Below are 22,042 nucleotides of genomic sequence, written 5' to 3'. Positions count from 1 at the left end.
CGGTTAGGGTCGCGCCCCGCGTGGGCGCGTGGATTGAAACCCCGATGATTCTCCAGTGTTGCCGCCTAGGCCAGTCGCGCCCCGCGTGGGCGCGTGGATTGAAACCAAATTGCCGAGCGGCGGCGCTTTGATAGCGGGCGTCGCGCCCCGCGTGGGCGCGTGGATTGAAACTTGCCATGATGTTTTGTCCCTTAAGCGGTTAGGGTCGCGCCCCGCGTGGGCGCGTGGATTGAAACTGAAATAGCTTATGATAAAGCACGTGGCCTGTCGCGCCCCGCGTGGGCGCGTGGATTGAAACGTAGATCGTAGGGATTAAACTGGTTAGCGTATGTCGCGCCCCGCGTGGGCGCGTGGATTGAAACCCGTCATATCAAAATACTCGACAATGGCATTGGTCGCGCCCCGCGTGGGCGCGTGGATTGAAACAACAGTCTCGCCTATTGCTTTGGCCGCAATAGGTCGCGCCCCGCGTGGGCGCGTGGATTGAAACTTTCTTGCCAGGGCTAAGCGATCATTTTGTTCGTCGCGCCCCGCGTGGGCGCGTGGATTGAAACGCCGTGGGTCAGGATAGCGGCCACTGATAAAGTGTCGCGCCCCGCGTGGGCGCGTTTTTAAATGGGTAGAATAAAAGTGTTTATTCCGGAGGCGGCATACTAACACGGTGTTCCAGCCATTCCTGTAAGAAATCCATAAAGCTTTTTACTTTGGCCGATAAGTATTTTCTGTGCGGATAAACGGCATAAACATCTAGTGGCGGCAATAAATAATCTTCTAGCACGACTTTTAATTTGCCCTTTTCAATATCTCTACCAACAATATAAAACGGCAGCATAATGACACCCAAACCATTAATGGCCGCAATTCTAACAGGCTCACCTACATTAGCTTTTACTCGGCCACTGACATTGATGACGGTATAGCCCGTTTCTGTTTTAAAGCGCCATTTGTCTTTGGGCGCAACTGCCCAATTTACCAAACAACTGTGGTTTAATAAATCCTGGGGAGTTTGCGGTACGCCGTGCTCGGCAAAATATTCCGGCGAACCACAGGCTACTAACAAAGAGGTGGCTACTTTGCGGGCCACTAAACTGCTGTCATCCAGCGTGCCTAAACAAATGGCAACATCCACTCCTTCATCAACCAAGTCCATTGGGCCATTTTGTAAAATCATTTCCACGGTTAAGTCGGGATATAGTTTTAAAAACTCTGTAACCGCCCGGGAAATATGCGTTGATCCAATACCGTAAGGTGCGCTGATTCTTAATAACCCGCGTGGTTCGGTTTGCAAATGGGTTACTGCGGCTTCCATTTCTTCTACTTCCGTCAACACATGCTGACAACGCTCAAGATAGGAAATCCCGACATCGGTTAAACTCAAGCTACGGGTAGTGCGATTAAAAAGCCGCGTGCCTAAATCGCTTTCAAGAGACATAATGTGCTTGGTTGCCATTGCTCTTGAAATGTCTAATTCGCGGGCGCCAGCGGCAAAACTACCGGCATTGGCGACACGAACAAATACATTCATACTGGTTAGTTTATCCACGTCGATATTTTTTATCTGATGAGTTTTTAATAGCCCGCAGTCAGGAGCGTTCAAATAGATGATACGCCACTTCTCCGGCGGTTTTATGCTTTAGCAGTTGCCAGTTTGTCGGCAGGTCGTTGAGCATGAGTGCCCGTTCGGTTTCTACATAAATTTTGGCGTGCGCTGTTAACCAGCCATTATTTTCCAGTGCCTGACAGGTTTCAAACACTTTATTCTGAGCGAAAGGAGGGTCGATAAACACTACATCAAAACCTTCTGCTTTGCCCGCCAGAAAAGCCAGGACATCAGCTTGCACGCTGCTGACTTGATTCGCCAATAAAGCCGCCGCGTTTTGCCTTAAAGTCTGACAAGCTTGCGGATTGCTTTCAACTTGCACGACAGATTTGGCACCTCTTGAAGCCGCCTCAAATCCCAGCGCACCACTACCGGCGTATAAATCTAGGCATGTCCGGCCAATAATGTCGTACTGTAGCCAATTGAACAGCGTTTCTCTAACTCGTCCGGGTGTGGGTCGCAAATCCGGCGCATCCGCAAATGTTATGATGCGGCTGCGCCATTGTCCGCCAATAATACGCAGTTTATTTTGCACTTTTTGTGGTCGCTTGGCCCACGGTTACGGTCTGTAACAATTGGGGATTAATACGGCGCTTAAAAGCATCAGTGATTTCTGCAATGGTGACATTTTCAATATTTTTTTGAAAAGTATCCAGGTAATCTAAGGGTAAATCATAAAAACCAATCATGGCGACATAATTGGCCAGTTCTTTATTGGTATCAAAACGCATGGCAAAGCCGCCAACGATATTTTGTTTGGCAGCGGTCAGTTCTGCGGGCGTTGGGCCGTTGCTTATAAAGTCATTTAAGGTTTTATTCAGCACTTCCAAAGCTTGGGGAGTTTGGTCGTTACGTGTTTGTAAACCAATGGTGAACGGGCCTTGTTTTAATAACGGAGAAAAAGAGCTGGAGGCACTGTAGGCCAGTCCGCGTTTTTCCCTGATTTCATCAAAAAGCTTAGACACTAAACCGCTGCCGCCTAAAATATGATTGCCCACGTAAAGCGGAAAATAATCCGGATCTTTGCGGTAGTTGCCGGGCAATCCTACCAGCACATGGGTTTGTGAAGACGGAAATTCGATGTGTTGCTCGGTGGCTTTGGTCGGCATGACTACATCAGGCAGTGCATCTGGTTTTTGGCCTACTGGCAAACCGGTCAATAACTTCTCTGCGGTCTGTTCAGCCTGTTGTTTAGACACATCGCCAACAATAACCACTATGGCATTTGCTGCCACGTAATATTTTTTATAAAACGCCTTAAGATCTTTAGGCGTTAGCGCTGCTACGGTTTTAATGATGCCTTCGGTAGGGTGTGCGTAAGGATGGTCGCCATACAGAGCATTAGAGAAAGCAATACCGGCCAAATCACCAGGCGATTCTTCAGTTTGTTTAAGCATAGCCAAAGTGCGTTTTTGATCGCGGCTAACATCGGCTTTATTAAACAAAGGATCCGTTAAAATAACCTGCATAGTGTCTAGCGCTTTGCTAAATAGGGCGGGTTCAGTGAGTGTTCGTAGTGATAATGTGGCAAGATCGGTACTGGAGGCTGCGCTAAATTGTGCGCCTACACTTTCAAGACGCTTGGCAATTTCATCGGCATTCCATTTGCCAGCGCCGGTATCAAGTAAGCTTGCAGTGAGAGATGATATGCCGAATTGCTTGAAATCACGGGCACTGCCGGCATCGAACACAACGTGTATGTCTACCATCGGCAAGCCTTCAGTTTGCACATAATACACGCGGCTGCCTTGTGCGGTTTGCCAGTGTTCAATTTTAGCGGCGGCCCATAATGAGTTACAAAACAGTAATAAAATAAAACTTAATACTCGAATACGCATTACTTAACTCCGGTTTTTTCAGCTTTGTCAGCCTTGTCATTTTTTTCAGTGGCTTTATTGATCGCTTGTGGTTCCAAATAAGCCACGCTTAAATGATCTTCAATCAAGTATTTACGGGCAATATCGCGCACTTGCTCAGCGGTAACCTGGTTAATTTTAGGGACATATTCGTCGGCTTTTTGCCAGCCCAAGCCTACTGTTTCCAGCATGCCTAATTGCATGGCCTGATAAAAATTAGAATCTTTTTCGTAAACATTGCTGGCTAAAACTTGAGCTTTAATGCGCTGTAATTCTTCATTGCTGATTAAATCTTTTTGCAGTTTAACGATTTCCGCTTTTAAGGCAGCTTCTAAATCTTGTACGGTTTTGCCTTCGTTAGGGGTGGCCTCTAGTTCAAATAATGTCGGTAATCTTTCGGTCATACTATAACTGGCCCCGGCCGAAACCGCGATTTGTTTACCTCGCACCAAACCTGATGACAACCGTGCGCTGCTACCGCCATCAAGCACACCGGCCAGCACTTCCAGCGCATAGGCTTCCCACTCTTGCTCTGCGGTTTTTAATGAAGGCGCTTTATAACCCATGACAATGTACGGTAGTTTGGCGGGAAGTTTTACCGTCATTTTGCGCACACCCAGTTGTTCCACCTCAGTTTGTGGTTTTAACGCTTCAATATCGCTGGTTTTTAATTCGCCAAAATATCTTTCCGCTAAATCGAAAACTTCTTTGGGTTGCACATCCCCCACCACAACTAAAGTGGCATTATTAGGTGCATACCAGCGTTGATACCAGGCTTGTAAATCTTTAACGGTGTAAGCAGCAATATCGGCAGGCCAGCCAATGACCGGATTTTTATACGGACTGTTAGTGTAAGCCATGGCCATAAAATGCTCTTGCATTTTAGCTTGTGGATTATCATCGGTACGCATACGGCGTTCTTCGGTAACGACTTGCAGTTCTTTTTTTAATTCTTCCGGCAATAAATGCAGATGACGCATTCTGTCGGCTTCCAATTCAAGGCTGATCGCAAGCTTGTCAGCAGACATGGTTTGAAAATATGCCGTGTAATCCTGGCCGGTAAAGGCGTTTTCATCACCGCCGTTGGTTGCAATAATCTTGGAGAATTCGCCCGCTGGATGTTTGTCCGTGCCTTTAAACATCATGTGTTCCAACATGTGTGAGGCACCGGTAATACCGTTAGGTTCATAACTAGAACCCACTCTGTACCACACTTGCGATACCATTACAGGCGAGCGATGGTCTTCTTTGACTAAAACCTTCAAGCCATTTCTTAGGATATGTTCGGACACTTTAGTGGCTGCGCTGCTGTCCAATGCTGGCAAGCATAATAACGCGAGTCTTATTAATTGTTTAGTCATAACTCTCTTCTCAGATAAAAGCTAGCCCGTCGGACTATTTCAATAATCAATGGTTCACTGTATTCTATTGGATAATTAAAAAGTTGGAAGCTAAAAATCAATGTTAAAGCCATCTCCCTTAATACCCACTGTTTGGCAATCTTACTTCAATCTGTGTAAATCAAACGTCGTTATTGAAATGATTTTCACCTCTACGGTAGGCATGTTATTAGCAGTACCGGGTTTGCCGCCTTGGTCTGCACTGGTTTACGGCAATATAGGTATTGCTTTGGCGGCAGCTTCCGGCGCTGCTATGAACCATTATGTTGATCGGGATATTGATAAAGCCCTTAATCCACATCGACCCATCCCTATGGGTTATTTATCGCCATCGCAAGTGCTGAATTTTGCTGTGGTAGTGGGCATTATGGGCATTATTATACTGGCTATTATGGTTAATATCCTCACTGCGATACTGACTTTGGTGTCAATGTTGGGGTACGCGGTTATTTATACTAAATATCTTAAAAGGATGACCTCGCAGAACATTGTCATCGGCGGTGCTTTTGGCGCCACGCCCCCGTTATTAGGTTGGTGCGCCGTGACCGGTAGCATACACCCCCATGCCATCTTGTTAGTATTGATTATTTTTGTGTGGACACCACCGCATTTTTGGCCATTAGCCATAGCCAGGCTGGACAAATACCAGCAAATCTATAACGATCACAAAATCCCCATGTTACCGGTAACCCACGGGGTGGCGCTTACCCGTTTGCACGTTCTTTTATACAGTATTTTGTTGTTGGTCGTCACTATCTTACCGTCTATAACCGGTATGAGTGGCCTGATTTATTTGGCTGTCGCCATGCCGATGGGCTTAGGGTTTATTTATTACGCAATCTTAATGCGGCGCCGCCAAGATGCAAAAACAGCCATGGCGACTTTTTGGTATTCTATCGTTTATATCACCGTGTTGTTTGCGGCATTGTTAATTGACCATTATTTCCGCATTACCTTATGACATTCACCCATCACGAACAAACCAGCCAGCCAGAACATGTCTTTGCAGAATTCATTCGCATACTGGGCAAGGGTAAAAAAGGTTCCAGACCGTTAACGCAAGATGAAGCTTATCGTGCAATGACCTTGATTATGGCCGGTGAAGTATTACCTGTGCAACTGGGCGCTTTTTTGATGTTAATGCGCGTTAAAGAAGAAACACCAGAAGAGTTGGCAGGTTTTGTGCTTGCCGCAAGACAAGCATGTAATATGGATTCTGCTAGCGTACAGGTTGATTTGGATTGGTCATCTTATGCCGGTAAACGTCGGCATTTGCCCTGGTTTTTGTTATCGGCATTATTGCTGGCTGAAAATGGAATTACGGTGTTTATGCACGGCGCAAAAGGCCCGTCTGCAACACGCTTGTATACAGAAGATATGCTAGGCTATTTAGGATTGCATTGTGCAAAATCAATCGAGGAAGCTAAGCAACAATTGGCACAACAGCACTTTAGCTATTTATCGCTAGAACATTTTTGTCCTAAGCTGCATGAAATTATAGAATTACGTCCTATTTTGGGCTTGCGTTCGCCGGTGCATACGCTGGTACGGTTGTTAAATCCATTTAATGCACCGTGCAGTATTCAGGGGATTTTTCATCCAGGTTACCGGCCTGTGCATCAACAAGCGGCGTTGTTATTGCAACAACCTCATGCCGCGGCTTTAAAAGGCGAGGGCGGTGAGACCGAACGTAACCCTGATATGGAATGTCTGGTGCAAAGCGTCCATAACGGTCAATTACTGGATGAAACCTGGCCGGCTTTGTTTGCGCATCGCCATGTAAAAACTGAATCACTGGATCCAAAGCAGCTAGCGTTAGTTTGGGAAGGTGTGGTGGAAGATGAGTTTGCGCAAGCTTCGGTTATTGGGACGGCTGCTGTGGCGTTAAAGTTGTTGGGTAAAGCTAATAATCAGCAGGAGGCGCATATATTGGCAAGCGATTATTGGGCCAAGCGTTTAAAAAAAAGCTTTAAATCAATATGAACACTGTGTGTTTTTTAAGTAATCTTTCTCAAAGAGGGAGATTGAGCAGTTACCTTTTTGACATACTTAACCTAAGGGATTAACCATGAAAATCATTTTCAATAGCTTACTTATCTTGGCGACTTTATACGCGTCTGCACAGGCCGCGCAAAAACCGTTTGACTATTACGTGCTCAGTCTTTCCTGGTCGCCGCAATTTTGTACTACGCATCCAAAGGACAGCCAATGTACGCGTGAGTACGGTATTGTTTTACATGGCTTATGGCCGCAATATAATAAAGGCTATCCCAAATCATGCAGCAAAGAGTGGATTGCAACCAAACTGATCCGTAGTTTTCCCGATCTTTATCCCAGTGAAAAACTGGCCATTCATGAATGGGTACAGCATGGCACGTGTTCTGGTTTGTCACCTACCGATTATTTAAAGCTCTCACAAAAACTGAAACAATCCGTAGTTATGCCTGATGTACTGCAAAATCTTGCTAAACCGTTGCGGGTGAGTTCATCTCAACTTAATGCGCTGATGCAAAAGGCTAATCCTAATCTCAGTAATAACGCTATCGCTTTTTCCTGTGCTGACGGCGGACGTTTTTTACAAGAAATTTACTTGTGTTTTGATAAAAAAGGCGAAACATCTGCCGCATGTGGTGTTGATATACAGCGTCGCAGCCGTTTAAGTTGTGGCCGCCCGAATTTTTTGATTAGAAATGTACGTTAATCTTATGGCAATCGACAGTACTCTCATCAAGCCTACAGCATGATAAAGTTTGCAATACTATCCATGTTTTTCGCAGGCTTTACTTCGGTCATAGCCAAAATCGGTTTGACCGGTATTTCTGGGGAATTAGGTTTAAGCGTACGTACTTTATTTGTCAGTGTGTTTGTATTCGGTTTTGCAGCTATGGTAGTGCCTTTGCAGGATTGGTCTACGCTGAACCGCAATAATATTGTTTGGCTGGGTGCATCTGGATTAACCACAACACTATCCTGGATTTTCTATTACAAAGCACTAAAGTTGGGTGATGTCGCTACCGTTGCCCTGATTGATAAAGGCAGTGTTGTGGTGGCCATTTTTCTTGCCTGGTTGTTGTTAAAAGAAACTGTTAGCATCCGTATCATCATGGGTGCGTTATTGATTATTGCGGGTCTCGTAGTCATTGCCAAAAAGCCTTAGCTCAGCTCCTGCCTGAATTACAAAAAAAACCACTGGTATGGCAATCTTCAATAGTTTTGCGTAGCCAATAACCGACATTTGCGCCCTTGGATTAATAATCAACTGGCAAACGTTCTAACAACTCATTCCATTGAATAACAATATCCGGCAACGCCTTAACCTGGGTTTCACCACGTAATTCGTAAACATCAGGTTTACCGTATTCGCCATTAATCAGACAATAAACCGTCAGCACTCGATCTACAGGATGAACCAGCCAATATTCACGCACACCATGAAGCTCATAAAGAGCTCGTTTTTTGGTTTGGTCATGGCTGGCAGTGGAAGGTGACAACACTTCGACAATCCAGTCCGGCGCGCCGCGTATGCCAGGGCGATCCAACTTGCTACTGTCGCAAACTACCATCACATCCGGTTGCACCAACGTATCAATGTGTTCGTCGGCTTCATCTTTTTTTGGTAGACGAACATCTACTGGTGCAATGAAAACTCGACAAGATTTACCTGCTAAAATGTTGGCAGCTTGGCGAAAAATTTCTCCCGCAATATCTTGATGCGCCAAATCTGGTGTTGGAGCCATCACATAGGCGACACCGTCAATCAGTTCATAACGCACATCATCTGGCCAGGTTAAGTAATCGTCGTAGCAATGGGTTTGCGTGTCTCTTAATGCTAAAGTCATGCAAGTCTCCTTATGTGATAAAGGCGTTAGCTCTCATCGGCCAGCGTTAACACAACTTCCTCAGCAGTTTTCTGCTGAATATTAAAGCCGCGCATTTCCAGCACGCCTTTGGTATTGAGAGAAATAATCAAATACAGCGCATCCTCATAAGCGGCCAGATCTAAGTCGGTCGTGGAAGGTATCGCTGGCGATGTTGGGTGGGAGTGATAAATGGCGAACAATTCTTCACTGTGTTCGCGCATGGTTTTCATCGCGGCGATTTGTTGCTCCGCATCCAGTAAAAATTGTTGCTGCGGTTGCGCCGCGACATTTTTAATGGGATAACAGCGCACCGGTTGATTATTTTTAGCGCTGACTAAACCGCAGATTTCAGCTTGGGGTGAAATTTGCGCCAGATGCAGCAGTTCATTAGTGAGTTTACGGGAGATTTGAATTTCGCTGGCTAGCATGGGCTTGTCTCAGGTTTATGGTTAAGTATGGTAAGTGCTTTAAGGCTGCCATTGGCCATAAGTGACACGCGGCTGTCCCGATAAATCGATAGTGGTTTGTACATTTTTATAATCGAAACGTTTGAAAATATCTTGTACGGCATGGTGTTGATTATAGCCATGTTCGATTAACAAATGCCCGCCGTTGTGCAATCGGCTACGGGCTTGATCAGCTAAAGATTGAATATCCTTCAGGCCATCATCGGGTGCGACAAGAGCAGATTGTGGCTCAAAACGTAAATCACCATCCTGTAAATGCGCATCGCCTTCGGCAATATAGGGCGGGTTGCTAACGATAAGATCAAATAAACTCTCAGGCACTTGGCTAAACCAATCACTGAGATAAAATTGAATATGATCGACACCGTGTTGATTAGCGTTATTTCGTGCTACCGCTAACGCTGCCTCGCAAATATCCGTAGCAGTCACATGGGTTTGCGGCCGTTCTGCCGCCAGGGTAATAGCAATAATCCCCGATCCTGTTCCAAGATCAATAAGGCGGTATGGCTGGTTTACCGGGATCAGTTTTAACGCGCATTCAATCAACACTTCGGTGTCAGGTCTGGGAATTAATACATCCGCCGACACCTGGAAATCACGCGACCAAAACTCTCTAGAGCCAGTGATGTAGGCGATAGGGTGGCCTTGCTGACGTTTGGCAACGGCTGCCCAAAACAAATCCGCTTGTTGAGCATCCAAGATTTTATCCGGCCAAGCGCGTAGGTGTGAACGTTGTTTTTGCAGTATCGAACATAACAAAACTTCCGCATCCAAAGTCGCTGAATCAGAGCTTGCCGCAATTAGCTGTGTTGCCTTTTCTAACGCTGTTTGGATGCTAATCATGTGCTCAGTTATCGCCAAGCTGGGTAAGCAATTCAGCTTGATGCTCACTGATTAACGGCTGGATAACTTGCTCCAAACCGCCTTGCATGATGTCATCCAGCTTATACAAAGTAAGGTTGATACGATGATCTGTTAACCTGCCTTGCGGGTAATTATAAGTACGAATTCGCTCAGAGCGGTCACCACTACCCACTTGCAGCTTGCGGGTGGCCGATTGTTCGGCATGATGTTTTTCCTGTTCAGCAGACAGCAAACGTGAGGCCAGTAACGACATCGCCCGCGCCCGGTTTTTATGCTGCGAGCGTTCATCCTGACATTCAACGACTACGCCGCTGGGAATATGGGTAATACGGATGGCGGATTCGGTTTTATTGATGTGCTGGCCACCGGCACCGGAGGCGCGGTAAGTATCCACTTTTAAATCACTGGGATTGATGTCGATAGCATCCACTTCGTCTACTTCCGGCATAATGGCCACGGTACAGGCAGAGGTGTGGACACGGCCTTGAGATTCAGTTTCGGGTACGCGTTGCACACGGTGTGCGCCCGACTCAAATTTTAATTGCGAGTACACATCCCGACCAGAAACCCGCAAGATAACCTCTTTATATCCGCCGTGATCGCCGTGGCTTTCGTTGATGATTTCAGTTTGCCAGCCTTTCTTTTCTGCATAACGCTGATACATTCTTGATAAATCGCCCGAAAAAATAGCCGCTTCATCACCGCCGGTACCGGCACGTATTTCCAGAAAGATATTGCGGGTGTCGTTGGGATCTTTGGGTAACAGCAAGAGTTGCAGTTCGTGATCCAGCGCATCAAGTTGATTTTCGGTATCCAGAATCTCTTCTTTGGCCATTTCGCGCAGTTCAGGATCGCTGTCATTAGCCATGTCTTTGGCAGATGCTAGCATTTCCATCAGCGTTTCATAACGCTTATAGCAATCCACCAACGGACTGATTTGCGAATATTCCTGGCTTAAAGTACGGAACTTGTTTTGGTTACCTTGAACTTCGGGTTCGGAAAGTAGCGCGGCTATTTCATCGTAGCGTTCGCACAGGTTTTCCAGTTTTAATTGTATCGATGGTTTCATTGGGTTGGGGGTAGTTTAAAAATATCGCGGGCAGCCGTTATCAAGTCGTAACGTTCGTTTTCGGCGGCTTCTCTAATTTGTGTGCTGGGTGTATGGATTAATTTGTTGGTTAGGCTGTGTGCCAGTCGATTAAGGGCAACTTCGGCAGGGACACCGTTTTTTAATAATATCAAGGCTTTTTGTAAGGCTTCATCGCGGTGTTGTTCGGCTTGAAAGCGGTATTCCTGAATGGTTGTTTGGGCGCTTTGTGCATTGAGCCAGGCAAGGAAATCATTCACTTGGGTGTCGATGATGTCTTCGGCCTGTTCTGCAGCCAGTCGTCGTGTATCCATATTCTGGTTGATGATGTGTTGCAAATCATCAATCGTGTACAAATAAACATCGTCGAGTTTGCCTACTTCGGTTTCAATATCGCGCGGTACGGCCAGGTCAACCATAAACATGGGTTTGTGTTTGCGCTTTTTAAGGGCGCTTTCAACACCGCCTTTGCCCAGAATGGGCAGTTGACTGGCAGTAGATGAAATAACAATATCTGCTTCGGCTAAATGTGCCGGTAGTTCCGCTAACTCGATGGCGTAGCCGTTAAAACGCATGGCTAAGGCATGGGCTTTATCGTAGGTGCGATTAGCAATAACAATGCGCTTAATGCCTTGTTGGCTGAGATGGCGGGCAGTGAGCTCTATGGTTTCACCTGCACCTATCAGCAGCGCGGTTTGTTCGCTAAGCTTATCAAAAATTTGTTGCGCCAGTTGCACGGCTGCAAAAGCGACGGACACTGGGCTAGAACCTATTGCGGTGTCGGTACGCACTTTTTTGGCGGCGGTAAAGGTATGCTGAAACAATCTGCCTAGCTGCTTACCTAGAGTGCCGGCATCGTAAGCGGCTTTATAAGCCGTCTTCATTTGGCCTAAAATTTGTGGCTCACCCAAAATCATGGAATCTAAGCCGCAAGCGACACGAAACATGTGCCGGCACACCGAGCGATCGGTATAGCTGTATAAATAGGGCATTAAGCTAGTGAGCTCAATGTTTTTGTTAGTGGCTATCCAGTCAATGAGAATATCTTGGTTAGCGGTTGCTGCATTGCAGTAAAGTTCAGTACGGTTACAAGTAGACAATATCGCCGCTTCGTGTATATCTTTGACTTGGGAGAGTTGCTGTAATGAGGATGCCAATATATCGGTAGAAAATACCAGGCGCTCACGAACGGCAACCGGTGCGGTGTTATAATTAACCCCTACTGCGATAAATGTCATGGTGTCGGTGTCTTGTAAAGTTGGTGTAATCTTAACAGTGATTTGATGTTTTGGGTTTTATCCTGATCTTTGAGTAACTAAAACCGGTGACTGAGTGGACAGTTTATGTTGAGATTTAGGGTATTTCTTAGAATATACAGTTCAGCACTTTGGCGTATTTTATAAAAATATCGCTACTTTATCCAATTGGGAATAAATCAGCTATCTGAATCAATCGATTTTTCTGATAACCTATAGGTCATTGTATGTGGACAACAGGGTTTGTGTGTGTTGATGTTTAAATTTTTTACGATAATAACGCTTGTATTCTTAGGTGGTTGCGCAAGTTCGCCTGAAAAGGGTACGGATGCAGCTGTTTTGTCGACTAAAGCGAATGAGCTAAAAGGAAAGGGGCTGGCGGACGCGGATAAAACATCTATTGAACCTGATGTGATGTTTATGTTGTTAACCGCTGAAATAGCAGGCCAGCGTGGGCAATACGATGTGGCTTTAGAAGGTTATATGGAAGCGGCCAAGCGGGTAAATGATCCCCGTTTTGCAGAAAGAGCGGCCATGATTGCCATGTACGCAAAAAATGCGGCTAAAACTGATGAGGCGGTGTCTTTGTGGTTACGTGATGATCCAGCCAATCTGTCAGCCCGAAAAATAGCCGCCTTGTCGGCATTAAAAAATGAAGATAAACCCGCGGCTGTAGAGCATTTAAGTGCGTTGCTGAAAATTGATCCTGCTGGTTTTGAGAAAACCGTGATGGAATTAACGGCCGCTGTGCAAAAACAAGATAAATCGGCTTTTGTTTATGATGTACTTGATGAGCTGGCTTTAAAGTCGCCAGGGCATGCAGATGTTTATTTTGTTCAGGCATTACTGGCTGCGCAAATGAAAAATGAAAAATTGGCTGACAACAAGCTACAGCAAGCGTTGAAGATTCAGCCGGAGTGGGACAAAGCACTTATATTGCAGGCGCAGTTATCCGCATATTCAGGTGATTTACCTAGGGCTAGAGCCTTGTTAAAAAATGCTGCCGTCAAGTATCCCGAAAATGAGAAGATTAAAAAACTGTATGCTCAGGTGCTGATAAAGTCCGAGGATTACGAAGCTGCGGGTGAAGTGTACCGAAGTTTGATTGCGGTAAATCCTGCTGATAATGACAGCCAGTTTGCTTACGGTTTGGTGCAGCTGCAATTGGATCGTGATGAAAAAGCGGAAGAAGTGTTTATCAAGCTGGTTGATAAACCTGAGTGGCGCAGTCAAGCGAGTTTCTATCTTGGCAAAATAGAGGAGAAACGCGGCAACAAACAAAAAGCTTTGGCGTGGTTTGATAAAGTGACGGAGGCGCCTTTGGGACTTGAAGCATCGCTATCCGCTATCTCTTTACTGGCTAAAGACAGGCAATTTGATGAGGCGGCTTCTCGATTAGAGTTGGCGCGAACTCGCTATCCTGAACAAAAACAACGCATGGTTTTGATGCAGGCTGATTTGTATAATCAGCAAAAACAATATCAACAAGCCTTTGATTTGTTAACGGCAGCATTAGCTGAGCAAGGTGACGATAAGGAGTTGCTGTATACGCATGCTTTGATGGCCGAACGTATTGGCAAATTTGACATACTTGAGAGTGATTTGGGAAAAATTTTGGCAAAAAATCCGGATAATCCAGAAGCATTAAATGCATTGGGTTACAGCTTACTGGATAAAACGCAGCGTTACAGTGAGGCGGAAAAATATTTAAAACATGCCTTGGAATTACAGCCTAATGAAGCCGTGATTATGGACAGTTATGGCTGGTTGCAATTTAAATTAGGTAATAGTCAAAAAGCACTGGATTATTTGCAGCGTGCTTATGATAAAAAGCAGGAACATGAAATAGCCGCACATCTGATTGAAGTGTTGTGGGCTTTGAATAGAAAAGATGAAGCCAGAAAGTTATTTCATAAAGCCATAAAAATAGCCCCAGACGATGAATATTTACTGGATGTGCAGCATCGTGTGCTAAAAGGTGAGTTGTAGTGGTGTTACGATTGAAAATAAAAACGTTGTGCGGGATATTCCTTGTTGCATCGTTATTGTTGGCTTGCTCTACAGTACCCGTCGCACCCGCTCAGCCTTATTCAAAATCTGCACATAATCATTTATACGCATTAAAGCAATGGTCGCTTGAGGGTCGTTTAGCGATGAGTGCGAAAAAGGATTCCTGGACGGCTAATATGACGTGGCAGCATGATGCTGAGGTTGAGGCAATCAAGTTATCTGGGCCATTAGGGCAGGGCGCTACGCATATTCGCTTGACCAATGATCAGGTTGTCATAGATCGTGGCGGTAAAGACGTGCAGACATCGGCAAATCCGGAGCAGTTCATTGAGCAACAATTGGGTATGGCGGTTCCGATTCACTCATTGCGTTATTGGGTGGTCGGCTTGCCGGAACCCGGCATAGCTTTTTTTGAAACTGAAGCCGGTTTTAAGCAGGGTCAATGGCTAATTGCCTACAAAGAAATGCAGTCTATTGGTAATCAAGCCATGCCGCGAAAAATTACTGTGATGAATGATCAGGTAAGATTAAAAGTAATGATAGATCAGTGGAATCTAAATGATATCAAAGCCAATTGATCCGCTCGGGTGGGGCGAGAGATGGCCCGCGCCCGCTAAGCTTAATTTAATGCTGCGTATCGTTGGGCAAAGGCCGGATGGCTACCATTTGTTGCAAACTGTATTTCAGTTTATTGATTTGTGTGATTGGTTGACCTTTCATCCTGTTAACGATGGTTCGGTGAGCTTAAAACAACCGATTCCAGGCGTCGCAGAAGCAGATGATTTAACGGTTCGTGCTGCATTATTGCTAAAAGCGGAGACAGGCTGCCAAGCTGGCGTATGTATTGAGGTAGAAAAGATTTTGCCAATGGGTGGTGGTCTGGGTGGGGGGAGTTCCGACGCTGCAACTACTTTGTTGGTGTTAAATCACTTATGGGATTTGCAGTTGCCCACTAAAAAGCTCATTGCGTTGGGGTTGATTTTAGGCGCAGATGTTCCTGTCTTTGTGTATGGTTATGCAGCATGGGCGGAGGGCATTGGTGAAAAGCTAGAAAGAATAATGCCAGCAGAACACTGGATTGTTGTCATTAAACCTGGCTGTCATGTAGAAACTCGAGAAATATTTTTAGCCAAGGATTTGACACGTGATAGTAAATCCATCACAATAGATGAATTCACGGCTGGCAGTCATAAAAATGATTGTTTGGATGTTGTTAGTCGGCGTTACCACTCTGTCAAATGCGCCTTAAGTGCTTTGTCCGAATTCTCGGAGCCAAGATTAACAGGAACTGGGGCTTGTGTCTTTGCGCAGTTTAGTTCAAAACAGGCTGCTGTTAATGCTTATGATGCGCTGAAAGGGTCATGGCAGGTTTATCTCACAAAGGGATTAAATACATCGCCTTTGCTGTCAAAGTTAGAGAGCGGTAAGCATATACATTAATTATTGGGTCGTCGCCAAGCGGTAAGGCACGGGGTTTTGATCTCCGCATACCAAGGTTCGAATCCTTGCGACCCAGCCATTTTTTCCTTCATTAACAAGTCTTTGGGGTATCTGAATGGGTGACACCGCGATGATGGTGTTTTCTGGGAATGCTAACCTGGCTTTGTCTGAGGGAATAGTTAAGAAGCTCAATATGCGATTAGGCATGGCCACGGTTGGCAGATTTAGCGATGGGGAAATCGCGGTTGAGATTCAAGAGAACGTTCGCGGGAAAGATGTTTATGTCATTCAACCGACATCTTCGCCCGCTAATGAAAATTTAATGGAATTGTTAGTAATGATTGATGCGCTTAAAAGAGCGTCCGCGTCACGCATTACTGCTGTTATTCCTTACTACGGATATGCTCGGCAAGATAGGCGGTCGCGGTCTGCACGAGTTCCTATTACGGCTAAGTTAGTCGCTCAGATGATTGAGCAGGCGGGTGCACACCGGGTTTTAACCGTTGATTTGCATGCCGACCAGATTCAAGGGTTCTTTGATATACCCGTTGATAATGTTTACGCCTCGCCGCTATTGTTGGGTGATGTATGGCGGCGGCAATATAAGAATTTGATTGTTGTATCGCCCGATGTCGGCGGCGTTGTTAGGGCGCGTGCATTAGCTAAACGATTGGGTGATGCAGATCTGGCTATTATAGATAAGCGTAGGCCTAGAGCAAACGTTGCAGAAGTAATGCACATTATTGGTGATGTTGATGGCCGTACTTGTGTGTTGGTTGATGACCTGGTAGATACGGCGGGTACTTTGTGTCATGCTGCCCATGCGTTGAAAAAACATGGTGCTATAAAAGTGGTGGCCTACTGTACGCATGCGGTGCTATCTGGCTCTGCTATTGCTAATTTGAATGGTTCAGATCTCGATGAGTTAGTGGTTACTGATACCATCCCTTTGAGCGAAAGTGCTTTAAGTTCAGGAAAAATAAGACGATTAAGTGTTGCAGAGATGTTGGCTGAAACGATAAGACGTATAGCGGCGGGTGAGTCGGTTAGCTCGCTTTATGTGGATTGATAAGCGTTAAGAGTATGCTTTTTAGTATTGATTTGAGAGGAAAAAATGGCTAACATGTTTGAGTTTATTGCCGAGAGTCGTGGGCAATCAGGTAAAGGTGCAGCGAGAAGATTGCGTCGTAAAGGTGAAGTACCTGCGGTGATATATGGTGGGCATCTTGATCCTCAAATGATCATGCTAAATCATAATGAGGTCATTAAGCATCTTGACCGTGAAGCAGTTTATTCGCACGTTTTGGATGTCACTGTTGATGGTAAAACTGAAAAAGCTATATTGAAAGGCGTTCAGCGCAATCCAGCAAGATTTCAAATTTTGCATTTGGACTTTTTGCGGGTGAATATGTCTGAGGTGGTTAAAGTGCATGTGCCTTTGCATTTTATTAATGAAAGTACTTCCATCGGCGGCAAAAAAGGCGGTATAGCAGCGCATTCTTTGGTTGATGTTGAGGTATCTTGTTTGCCTTCGGTATTGCCAGAATATATCGAAGTTAATATGGCGAGCCTTGATGTTGGTGCGTCATTGCATCTTTCTGATTTGGTTATGCCGGCAGGTGTTGAAATTGTTGCTTTGGCTCAAGGGTCTGAGCATGATTTGCCAGTGGTGTCGATGATGGCATCCAGAGCTACCAAAGATGAAGGTGCTGTTTAGCTAGTGCTATTTAGCTGATGATTAAGCTAATAGTGGGTCTGGGTAATCCGGGTCGGCAGTACGAAAAAACCCGGCATAATGCCGGGTTTTTGTTTTTGGATAGATTGGCATCTGAATACGGTGGTGTTTGGCTTAAAGAGGGCAGATTTCAGGCATTGGCCGCTGAGGGTTTTTTGGCTGCAAACAGGTTTATTTTGCTAAAGCCGGAAACATTCATGAATCGCAGCGGTTATTCTGTCGGTAAAGTGGCTCGGTATTACAAGGTGTTGCCTGAGGAAATTTTGGTAATACATGATGAACTGGATTTTGATGTGGGCGTGGTTAAGCTCAAAAAAGATGGTGGGCACGCGGGCCATAATGGCTTACGAGATATTATTGATCAGTTGGGATCCAGGGATTTTTATAGGTTACGCGTAGGTGTGGGTCGCCCCGCAGCAGGAAAGGTACTCGCTGATTTTGTACTATCAGAGCCATCAAAAACCGAATGGATCGCGATGAATATGGCATTTGATGTGGCCATGGGATTTATTCCTGAAATCATTGCAGGCAATCTGTCTGCTGCAATGAATAAAATGAATATATAAAAAAATATATTTTTTGACATTTTTTATTTAATAGTGCATAATGGTCGACTAATATCAATTAGGAGGGGTTCCCGAGCGGCCAAAGGGATCAGACTGTAAATCTGCCGGCTCTGCCTTCGGAGGTTCGAATCCTCCCCCCTCCACCATTCTTTAAGCGCATTTGAATTGCGGGTGTAGTTCAATGGTAGAACTCCAGCCTTCCAAGCTGATCACGTGGGTTCGATTCCCATCACCCGCTCCAATTTCATGGCTCATATAGCTCAGTAGGTAGAGCACTTCCTTGGTAAGGAAGAGGTCACCGGTTCAAATCCGGTTATGAGCTCCAGATTGATGTGTGCGTTTTTATTTAGAGGTATGAATATTGGTATTCTCTAAAATTGTAATCTGCTAGTTGAATAATAAATTTAATTAGTATAGTATGAGCAAGTTCCGTAAGGTTTGTCTGAATAGGTCAGTAGTTCAATTGGTAGAATGGCGGTCTCCAAAACCGTTGGTTGGGGGTTCGAGACCCTCCTGGCCTGCCATTCAGGCGAAACTAATCAAATTTATTTATCTCACAATCAATAACGCATGAATACTCAAGCAGAAACGTCGACAGCAGTTCTTGATGTCGTCAAGCAAGTCTTTTCCGTCGTTTTTTTAGTTGCCGGTATAGGTGCATTCTATTACTTCTCAGAAATTCAGCTTTTATATCGCGTTATTGGGCTACTTGTGATTGCTGCTGCGGCTGTAGGTATGGTTTTAACTACAGGTGTTGGCCGTAATCTATGGTCGTTTATGAAAGAGTCCAAGCAGGAAGTTCGAAAAGTCGTTTGGCCTACCCGCGATGAGACAGTGCGTACTACAATGATGGTATTTGCCATGGTGTTTGTTGTTGGCTTTATGTTGTGGTTACTGGATATGTTTTTATTTTGGGGTGTGCGTTTTTTGACTGGTCAGGGAGTTTAATAACATGGCTCTTCGTTGGTATGTCGTTCACGCTTACTCTAATTTTGAAAGTAAGGTCAAGCAAGTATTGGAAGAACGAGTAAAGAGAGAAGGGTTGGATCGTTATTTTGGTAAAATATTGGTTCCCACGGAAGAAGTTGTTGAAATGCGCATGGGCCAGCAGCGTAAAAGTGAAAGGAAATTTTTCCCTGGTTACGTGTTGGTACAAATGGAATTAACCGATGAAACATGGCATTTGGTAAAGGATGTGCCTAAAGTTCTTGGTTTTATAGGTGGAACTTCAGATCGTCCTGCACCTATTTCAGAAAAAGAAGCGATGTCCATACTTAATAGGGTTGAGGAAGGTGTTAACAAGCCTCGTCCAAAGACGCTATTTGAAGCCGGTGAAGTTATCAGAGTCGTTGATGGTCCATTCAAGGACTTTAATGGTGTCGTCGAAGAAGTCAATTACGAAAAAAGCAAATTAAAGATATCGGTGCTCATTTTTGGGCGCTCTGCCTCTGTCGAGCTAAGTTTTAATCAAGTTGAAAAAAGCTAAGGCTCAGTAGGTTATTGTACTTACCCATCAGGTAAGTTTTTACAGGGGAGCCTTTAAGGCGCTTGTACCCACATTGGAGTAGATAATGGCAAAAAAAATAACGGCATATATAAAGCTGCAAGTGAAAGCGGGTGAAGCTAATCCTAGTCCGCCGGTAGGTCCTGCTTTAGGTCAGCGCGGTGTTAACATCATGGAGTTTTGTAAGGCATTTAATGCTAAAACCCAAGACGTTGAAAAAGGTTTGCCTTTACCTGTTGTAATTACTGTTTACAGTGATCGCAGCTTTACTTTTATTACCAAGACACCACCGGCCTCTGTTTTATTAAAGAAAGCAGCCGGTGTTAAGAGCGGCAGTAGCAATCCTAACACCAAAAAAATTGGGACAGTGACAGTTGCTCAAGTGGAAGAGATCGCTAAAACTAAAATGGAAGATTTGAATGCTGCCAGTTTGGAAGCGGCCATAAAAACAATTGCAGGCAGTGCGCGTAGCATGGGCTTGAATGTGGAGGGTCTGTAATGGCTAAGTTAACGAAAAAAGCAAAGTTGATTAAAGAAAAAGTCGATAGTACTAAACAATATGCTGTTGCTGACGCTGTACAAATTTTGAAAGAATTGACGACAACAAAATTTAGTGAATCCATTGATGTGAGTGTTAACCTCGGTGTTGATCCGCGTAAATCTGATCAAAATGTTCGTGGCGCTACCCTGTTGCCAAATGGAACTGGTAAAACAGTCAGGGTAGCTGTGTTTGCACAAGGCGCTAATGCAGATGCTGCAAAAGCTGCCGGTGCCGATATTGTTGGTATGGACGATTTGGGCGATTTAATCAAAAAAGGCGAAATGAATTTCGATGTGGTTATTGCCTCACCTGATGCTATGCGTGTTGTAGGTCAATTAGGTCAAATATTAGGGCCAAGAGGCTTAATGCCTAATCCGAAAGTGGGTACAGTGACTCCTGATGTTGCTACAGCAGTAAAAAATGCTAAATCTGGCCAGGTTCGTTACCGCACTGATAAAGCGGGTATTATACATTGTACTTTAGGCAAAGTTGCATTTGATGCTGAAGCTATTCAAGGTAATTTAGAGGCCTTGTTAGCTGATTTGAAAAAAATGAGACCTGTTGCCGCTAAAGGCATCTACATTCAAAAAATAACCTTATCTTCAACCATGGGTCCTGGTTTGTGGCTGGACGCAAGCGGTCTTACCAATTAATTGTTATCCAAAGAACTTTGGGTTGCCGTTTTAGCGGTAACCGTCAAAGACCGTAGGTGTTGCAAAACTTAATAAGCATGGTTGAAAAGCTGTGTTCCTACGCAGGCGGTGCACTCAGTAAAATGAAGTGAGATATACCGTTAGGGGCATCTATAAATGATGCATTTAGTAATTCAGAGGTACGGAGGTTGTGTGGCTCTAAATTTAGATAGTAAAAAAGTTGTCGTAGACGAGGTTGCTGGATATGCTGCGAAAGCGCATTCTGCGGTAGCCGCTGAATATCGGGGCTTAACAGTTACAGAATTGACTGAGTTGCGTAAGGTTGCCAGATCAACGGGTGTTTATCTGCGCGTAGTCAAAAATACACTGGCAAAACGCGCAGTAGCTGGGACTGAATTTGAATGCATGCAAGATGGATTGGTTGGGCCATTATTGATTGCATTTTCAATGGAAGATCCGGGTTCAGCAGCACGGTTAATCAGTAATTTTGCCAAAACACACGACAAATTAGTGACTAAGATAGTTGCTATTGGTGGTAAGTCATACGGTGCGACTGAGCTTGCACGGTTGGCCAGTTTGCCAACGCGTGATCAAGGTATTGCCATGTTAATGTCGGTGATGAAAGCGCCTGCTGAGAAACTTGTACGTACATTGGCAGCACTCAGAGATCAGATGCAAGAAGCGGCATAGTCTTCTGGTGTTTAAATTAGTTTAAAATATTATTTATAGGAAAGAATACAATGGCACTAGCACAAGAAGACATCTTGGATGCAGTCTCAAAAATGACCGTTATGGAAATTGTTGATTTGATTTCTGCAATGGAAGAAAAATTTGGTGTATCTGCTGCAGTAGCTGTTTCTGCTGCGCCAGCTGCTGCTGCGGCAGTTGTTGAAGAGCAAACCGAATTCGATGTTATCATGACATCTTTCGGCGAAAATAAAGTTTCAGTTATTAAAGCCGTTCGCGGGATAACTGGCTTAGGCTTAAAAGAAGCTAAAGATGCCGTAGAAGGCGTACCAACAACTTTGAAAGAAGGTGTGTCTAAAGCTGAAGCTGAAGAGTTTAAGAAACAACTCTCAGAAGCAGGCGCTACCGTCGAAATTAAATAAATTTTGGCACCAAATTAAGGCTAAGCCTTAGATTCAAATGTGGCTGGTGGCGTTATCGTCGCCGGCCTTTTACTGTTTGCAGCGAATAGACAGT

Annotated in this window: 25 protein-coding genes, 5 tRNA genes and 1 CRISPR repeat array; of the genes, 21 read left to right on the top strand and 9 right to left on the bottom strand. The window is 44.9% G+C overall.

Annotation, left to right across the window (positions count from 1 at the left end):
- Nucleotides 1–8 precede the first annotated feature (8 nt).
- Nucleotides 9–619: direct repeats of the CRISPR family, unit length 32 nt; unit sequence GTCGCGCCCCGCGTGGGCGCGTGGATTGAAAC.
- A gap of 15 nt (nucleotides 620–634) precedes the next feature.
- Genes ACHZC4_RS13425 through ACHZC4_RS13410 form a run of 4 tightly spaced genes read right to left on the bottom strand, consistent with a single transcriptional unit; the run spans nucleotide 635 to nucleotide 4,817 of the window.
- Nucleotides 635–1,525, bottom strand: coding sequence for a LysR family transcriptional regulator (locus tag ACHZC4_RS13425; RefSeq protein ID WP_394754365.1), 891 nt, complete (start codon nucleotides 1,523–1,525; stop codon nucleotides 635–637).
- A gap of 58 nt (nucleotides 1,526–1,583) precedes the next feature.
- Nucleotides 1,584–2,135: a 16S rRNA (guanine(966)-N(2))-methyltransferase RsmD gene (gene rsmD, locus ACHZC4_RS13420; RefSeq protein WP_394754364.1), complete on the bottom strand. Its 552-nt coding sequence runs from the start codon at nucleotides 2,133–2,135 to the stop codon at nucleotides 1,584–1,586.
- Nucleotides 2,125–3,438, bottom strand: coding sequence for a M16 family metallopeptidase (locus tag ACHZC4_RS13415; RefSeq protein ID WP_394754363.1), 1,314 nt, complete (start codon nucleotides 3,436–3,438; stop codon nucleotides 2,125–2,127). The genes rsmD and ACHZC4_RS13415 overlap by 11 nt, the downstream gene beginning before the upstream one ends.
- Nucleotides 3,438–4,817 (bottom strand): M16 family metallopeptidase, encoded by a 1,380-nt coding sequence (locus tag ACHZC4_RS13410; protein ID WP_394754362.1) that lies wholly within the window; start codon nucleotides 4,815–4,817, stop codon nucleotides 3,438–3,440. Before ACHZC4_RS13410 ends, ACHZC4_RS13415 begins: the two co-directional genes overlap by 1 nt.
- Before the next feature lie 100 nt (nucleotides 4,818–4,917).
- Here ACHZC4_RS13410 and cyoE point away from each other — a divergent pair, with 100 nt between their 5' ends.
- From cyoE to ACHZC4_RS13390, 4 genes are all read left to right on the top strand, one after another.
- A complete protein-coding gene (gene cyoE, locus ACHZC4_RS13405) occupies nucleotides 4,918–5,817 on the top strand; it encodes a heme o synthase (RefSeq protein ID WP_394754361.1) in 900 nt (299 codons plus the stop codon).
- Nucleotides 5,814–6,839 (top strand): glycosyl transferase family protein, encoded by a 1,026-nt coding sequence (locus tag ACHZC4_RS13400; RefSeq protein WP_394754360.1) that lies wholly within the window; start codon nucleotides 5,814–5,816, stop codon nucleotides 6,837–6,839. Before cyoE ends, ACHZC4_RS13400 begins: the two co-directional genes overlap by 4 nt.
- 85 nt (nucleotides 6,840–6,924) lie before the next feature.
- Nucleotides 6,925–7,557, top strand: a complete 633-nt coding sequence (locus ACHZC4_RS13395; RefSeq protein WP_394754359.1) for a ribonuclease — start codon at nucleotides 6,925–6,927, stop codon at nucleotides 7,555–7,557.
- A 39-nt stretch (nucleotides 7,558–7,596) separates the two neighbouring features.
- Nucleotides 7,597–8,013, top strand: a complete 417-nt coding sequence (locus tag ACHZC4_RS13390) for an EamA family transporter (protein WP_394754358.1) — start codon at nucleotides 7,597–7,599, stop codon at nucleotides 8,011–8,013.
- 91 nt (nucleotides 8,014–8,104) lie between these two features.
- On the opposite strand, the gene ACHZC4_RS13385 is transcribed toward ACHZC4_RS13390, so the two are convergent.
- Genes ACHZC4_RS13385 through hemA form a run of 5 tightly spaced genes read right to left on the bottom strand, consistent with a single transcriptional unit; the run spans nucleotide 8,105 to nucleotide 12,372 of the window.
- Entirely contained in the window at nucleotides 8,105–8,695 is a 591-nt protein-coding gene (locus ACHZC4_RS13385; RefSeq protein ID WP_394754357.1) for a Uma2 family endonuclease, read from the bottom strand.
- A 26-nt stretch (nucleotides 8,696–8,721) separates the two neighbouring features.
- Nucleotides 8,722–9,144, bottom strand: a complete 423-nt coding sequence (locus ACHZC4_RS13380; RefSeq protein WP_394754356.1) for a Mov34/MPN/PAD-1 family protein — start codon at nucleotides 9,142–9,144, stop codon at nucleotides 8,722–8,724.
- 39 nt (nucleotides 9,145–9,183) lie between these two features.
- Entirely contained in the window at nucleotides 9,184–10,026 is an 843-nt protein-coding gene (prmC, locus tag ACHZC4_RS13375; protein WP_394754355.1) for a peptide chain release factor N(5)-glutamine methyltransferase, read from the bottom strand.
- Nucleotides 10,027–10,030: 4 nt separating this feature from the next.
- The gene (gene prfA, locus ACHZC4_RS13370) at nucleotides 10,031–11,116 is read right to left on the bottom strand and encodes a peptide chain release factor 1 (protein WP_394754354.1); all 1,086 of its coding nucleotides are present in this window, start codon (nucleotides 11,114–11,116) and stop codon (nucleotides 10,031–10,033) included.
- A complete protein-coding gene (hemA, locus tag ACHZC4_RS13365; protein WP_394754353.1) occupies nucleotides 11,113–12,372 on the bottom strand; it encodes a glutamyl-tRNA reductase in 1,260 nt (419 codons plus the stop codon). Before hemA ends, prfA begins: the two co-directional genes overlap by 4 nt.
- 357 nt (nucleotides 12,373–12,729) lie before the next feature.
- Between hemA and ACHZC4_RS13360 the strand changes: the two genes are divergently transcribed.
- The 17 genes from ACHZC4_RS13360 to rplL all read left to right on the top strand — a co-directional run bounded on the left by ACHZC4_RS13360 (nucleotide 12,730) and on the right by rplL (nucleotide 21,948).
- The gene (locus ACHZC4_RS13360) at nucleotides 12,730–14,379 is read left to right on the top strand and encodes a tetratricopeptide repeat protein (protein ID WP_394754352.1); all 1,650 of its coding nucleotides are present in this window, start codon (nucleotides 12,730–12,732) and stop codon (nucleotides 14,377–14,379) included.
- Between the two features lie 11 nt (nucleotides 14,380–14,390).
- The gene (gene lolB / locus ACHZC4_RS13355; RefSeq protein WP_394754351.1) at nucleotides 14,391–14,978 is read left to right on the top strand and encodes a lipoprotein insertase outer membrane protein LolB; all 588 of its coding nucleotides are present in this window, start codon (nucleotides 14,391–14,393) and stop codon (nucleotides 14,976–14,978) included.
- On the top strand, nucleotides 14,959–15,840 hold the full coding sequence (ispE, locus tag ACHZC4_RS13350; RefSeq protein WP_394754350.1) for a 4-(cytidine 5'-diphospho)-2-C-methyl-D-erythritol kinase: 882 nt from the start codon (nucleotides 14,959–14,961) through the stop codon (nucleotides 15,838–15,840). Before lolB ends, ispE begins: the two co-directional genes overlap by 20 nt.
- Before the next feature lie 4 nt (nucleotides 15,841–15,844).
- A tRNA-Gln gene (locus ACHZC4_RS13345) sits at nucleotides 15,845–15,919 on the top strand.
- 51 nt (nucleotides 15,920–15,970) lie between these two features.
- Nucleotides 15,971–16,909: a ribose-phosphate diphosphokinase gene (locus ACHZC4_RS13340; protein WP_394754369.1), complete on the top strand. Its 939-nt coding sequence runs from the start codon at nucleotides 15,971–15,973 to the stop codon at nucleotides 16,907–16,909.
- Between the two features lie 45 nt (nucleotides 16,910–16,954).
- Entirely contained in the window at nucleotides 16,955–17,557 is a 603-nt protein-coding gene (locus tag ACHZC4_RS13335) for a 50S ribosomal protein L25/general stress protein Ctc (RefSeq protein ID WP_394754349.1), read from the top strand.
- A gap of 17 nt (nucleotides 17,558–17,574) precedes the next feature.
- The gene (gene pth, locus ACHZC4_RS13330; RefSeq protein WP_394754348.1) at nucleotides 17,575–18,141 is read left to right on the top strand and encodes an aminoacyl-tRNA hydrolase; all 567 of its coding nucleotides are present in this window, start codon (nucleotides 17,575–17,577) and stop codon (nucleotides 18,139–18,141) included.
- Nucleotides 18,142–18,202: 61 nt separating this feature from the next.
- Nucleotides 18,203–18,287, top strand: a tRNA-Tyr gene (locus ACHZC4_RS13325).
- Nucleotides 18,288–18,308: 21 nt separating this feature from the next.
- A tRNA-Gly gene (locus tag ACHZC4_RS13320) sits at nucleotides 18,309–18,382 on the top strand.
- A gap of 8 nt (nucleotides 18,383–18,390) precedes the next feature.
- Nucleotides 18,391–18,466: transfer RNA gene (locus ACHZC4_RS13315), tRNA-Thr, on the top strand.
- 123 nt (nucleotides 18,467–18,589) lie between these two features.
- Nucleotides 18,590–18,665: transfer RNA gene (locus ACHZC4_RS13310), tRNA-Trp, on the top strand.
- A 46-nt stretch (nucleotides 18,666–18,711) separates the two neighbouring features.
- Complete coding sequence (secE, locus tag ACHZC4_RS13305; protein ID WP_394754347.1) at nucleotides 18,712–19,089, top strand: preprotein translocase subunit SecE; 378 nt, start codon at nucleotides 18,712–18,714, stop codon at nucleotides 19,087–19,089.
- A gap of 4 nt (nucleotides 19,090–19,093) precedes the next feature.
- Entirely contained in the window at nucleotides 19,094–19,627 is a 534-nt protein-coding gene (nusG, locus tag ACHZC4_RS13300) for a transcription termination/antitermination protein NusG (protein ID WP_394754346.1), read from the top strand.
- An 85-nt stretch (nucleotides 19,628–19,712) separates the two neighbouring features.
- Nucleotides 19,713–20,144: a 50S ribosomal protein L11 gene (gene rplK / locus ACHZC4_RS13295; protein WP_394754345.1), complete on the top strand. Its 432-nt coding sequence runs from the start codon at nucleotides 19,713–19,715 to the stop codon at nucleotides 20,142–20,144.
- The gene (rplA, locus tag ACHZC4_RS13290; RefSeq protein ID WP_394754344.1) at nucleotides 20,144–20,839 is read left to right on the top strand and encodes a 50S ribosomal protein L1; all 696 of its coding nucleotides are present in this window, start codon (nucleotides 20,144–20,146) and stop codon (nucleotides 20,837–20,839) included. The genes rplK and rplA overlap by 1 nt, the downstream gene beginning before the upstream one ends.
- 192 nt (nucleotides 20,840–21,031) lie before the next feature.
- The gene (rplJ, locus tag ACHZC4_RS13285) at nucleotides 21,032–21,529 is read left to right on the top strand and encodes a 50S ribosomal protein L10 (RefSeq protein ID WP_394754343.1); all 498 of its coding nucleotides are present in this window, start codon (nucleotides 21,032–21,034) and stop codon (nucleotides 21,527–21,529) included.
- 50 nt (nucleotides 21,530–21,579) lie between these two features.
- Complete coding sequence (gene rplL / locus ACHZC4_RS13280) at nucleotides 21,580–21,948, top strand: 50S ribosomal protein L7/L12 (protein ID WP_394754342.1); 369 nt, start codon at nucleotides 21,580–21,582, stop codon at nucleotides 21,946–21,948.
- The last annotated feature ends 94 nt before the right edge of the window (nucleotides 21,949–22,042 follow it).

The sequence above is a fragment of the Crenothrix sp. genome (assembly GCF_043729335.1).
In the GTDB taxonomy this organism is placed as follows: Bacteria; Pseudomonadota; Gammaproteobacteria; order Methylococcales; family Methylomonadaceae; genus Crenothrix.
This window is presented reverse-complemented; position numbering and strand designations above follow the sequence as displayed.

Excerpts from the sequence above, each read along its gene's own strand:
- prfA (WP_394754354.1), bottom strand. The coding sequence starts at position 11,116 with ATGAAACCATCGATACAATTAAAACTGGAAAACCTGTGCGAACGCTAC.
- secE (WP_394754347.1), top strand. The coding sequence starts at position 18,712 with ATGAATACTCAAGCAGAAACGTCGACAGCAGTTCTTGATGTCGTCAAG.
- ACHZC4_RS13340 (WP_394754369.1), top strand. The coding sequence starts at position 15,971 with ATGATGGTGTTTTCTGGGAATGCTAACCTGGCTTTGTCTGAGGGAATA.
- cyoE (WP_394754361.1), top strand. The coding sequence starts at position 4,918 with ATGTTAAAGCCATCTCCCTTAATACCCACTGTTTGGCAATCTTACTTC.
- prmC (WP_394754355.1), bottom strand. The coding sequence starts at position 10,026 with ATGATTAGCATCCAAACAGCGTTAGAAAAGGCAACACAGCTAATTGCG.
- ACHZC4_RS13410 (WP_394754362.1), bottom strand. The coding sequence starts at position 4,817 with ATGACTAAACAATTAATAAGACTCGCGTTATTATGCTTGCCAGCATTG.
- ACHZC4_RS13380 (WP_394754356.1), bottom strand. The coding sequence starts at position 9,144 with ATGCTAGCCAGCGAAATTCAAATCTCCCGTAAACTCACTAATGAACTG.
- ACHZC4_RS13425 (WP_394754365.1), bottom strand. The coding sequence starts at position 1,525 with ATGAATGTATTTGTTCGTGTCGCCAATGCCGGTAGTTTTGCCGCTGGC.
- ACHZC4_RS13385 (WP_394754357.1), bottom strand. The coding sequence starts at position 8,695 with ATGACTTTAGCATTAAGAGACACGCAAACCCATTGCTACGACGATTAC.
- rplK (WP_394754345.1), top strand. The coding sequence starts at position 19,713 with ATGGCAAAAAAAATAACGGCATATATAAAGCTGCAAGTGAAAGCGGGT.
- ACHZC4_RS13400 (WP_394754360.1), top strand. The coding sequence starts at position 5,814 with ATGACATTCACCCATCACGAACAAACCAGCCAGCCAGAACATGTCTTT.
- ACHZC4_RS13395 (WP_394754359.1), top strand. The coding sequence starts at position 6,925 with ATGAAAATCATTTTCAATAGCTTACTTATCTTGGCGACTTTATACGCG.
- ACHZC4_RS13335 (WP_394754349.1), top strand. The coding sequence starts at position 16,955 with ATGGCTAACATGTTTGAGTTTATTGCCGAGAGTCGTGGGCAATCAGGT.
- ACHZC4_RS13415 (WP_394754363.1), bottom strand. The coding sequence starts at position 3,438 with ATGCGTATTCGAGTATTAAGTTTTATTTTATTACTGTTTTGTAACTCA.
- rplA (WP_394754344.1), top strand. The coding sequence starts at position 20,144 with ATGGCTAAGTTAACGAAAAAAGCAAAGTTGATTAAAGAAAAAGTCGAT.
- ACHZC4_RS13390 (WP_394754358.1), top strand. The coding sequence starts at position 7,597 with ATGATAAAGTTTGCAATACTATCCATGTTTTTCGCAGGCTTTACTTCG.
- hemA (WP_394754353.1), bottom strand. The coding sequence starts at position 12,372 with ATGACATTTATCGCAGTAGGGGTTAATTATAACACCGCACCGGTTGCC.
- pth (WP_394754348.1), top strand. The coding sequence starts at position 17,575 with ATGATTAAGCTAATAGTGGGTCTGGGTAATCCGGGTCGGCAGTACGAA.
- nusG (WP_394754346.1), top strand. The coding sequence starts at position 19,094 with ATGGCTCTTCGTTGGTATGTCGTTCACGCTTACTCTAATTTTGAAAGT.
- ispE (WP_394754350.1), top strand. The coding sequence starts at position 14,959 with ATGATATCAAAGCCAATTGATCCGCTCGGGTGGGGCGAGAGATGGCCC.
- rplL (WP_394754342.1), top strand. The coding sequence starts at position 21,580 with ATGGCACTAGCACAAGAAGACATCTTGGATGCAGTCTCAAAAATGACC.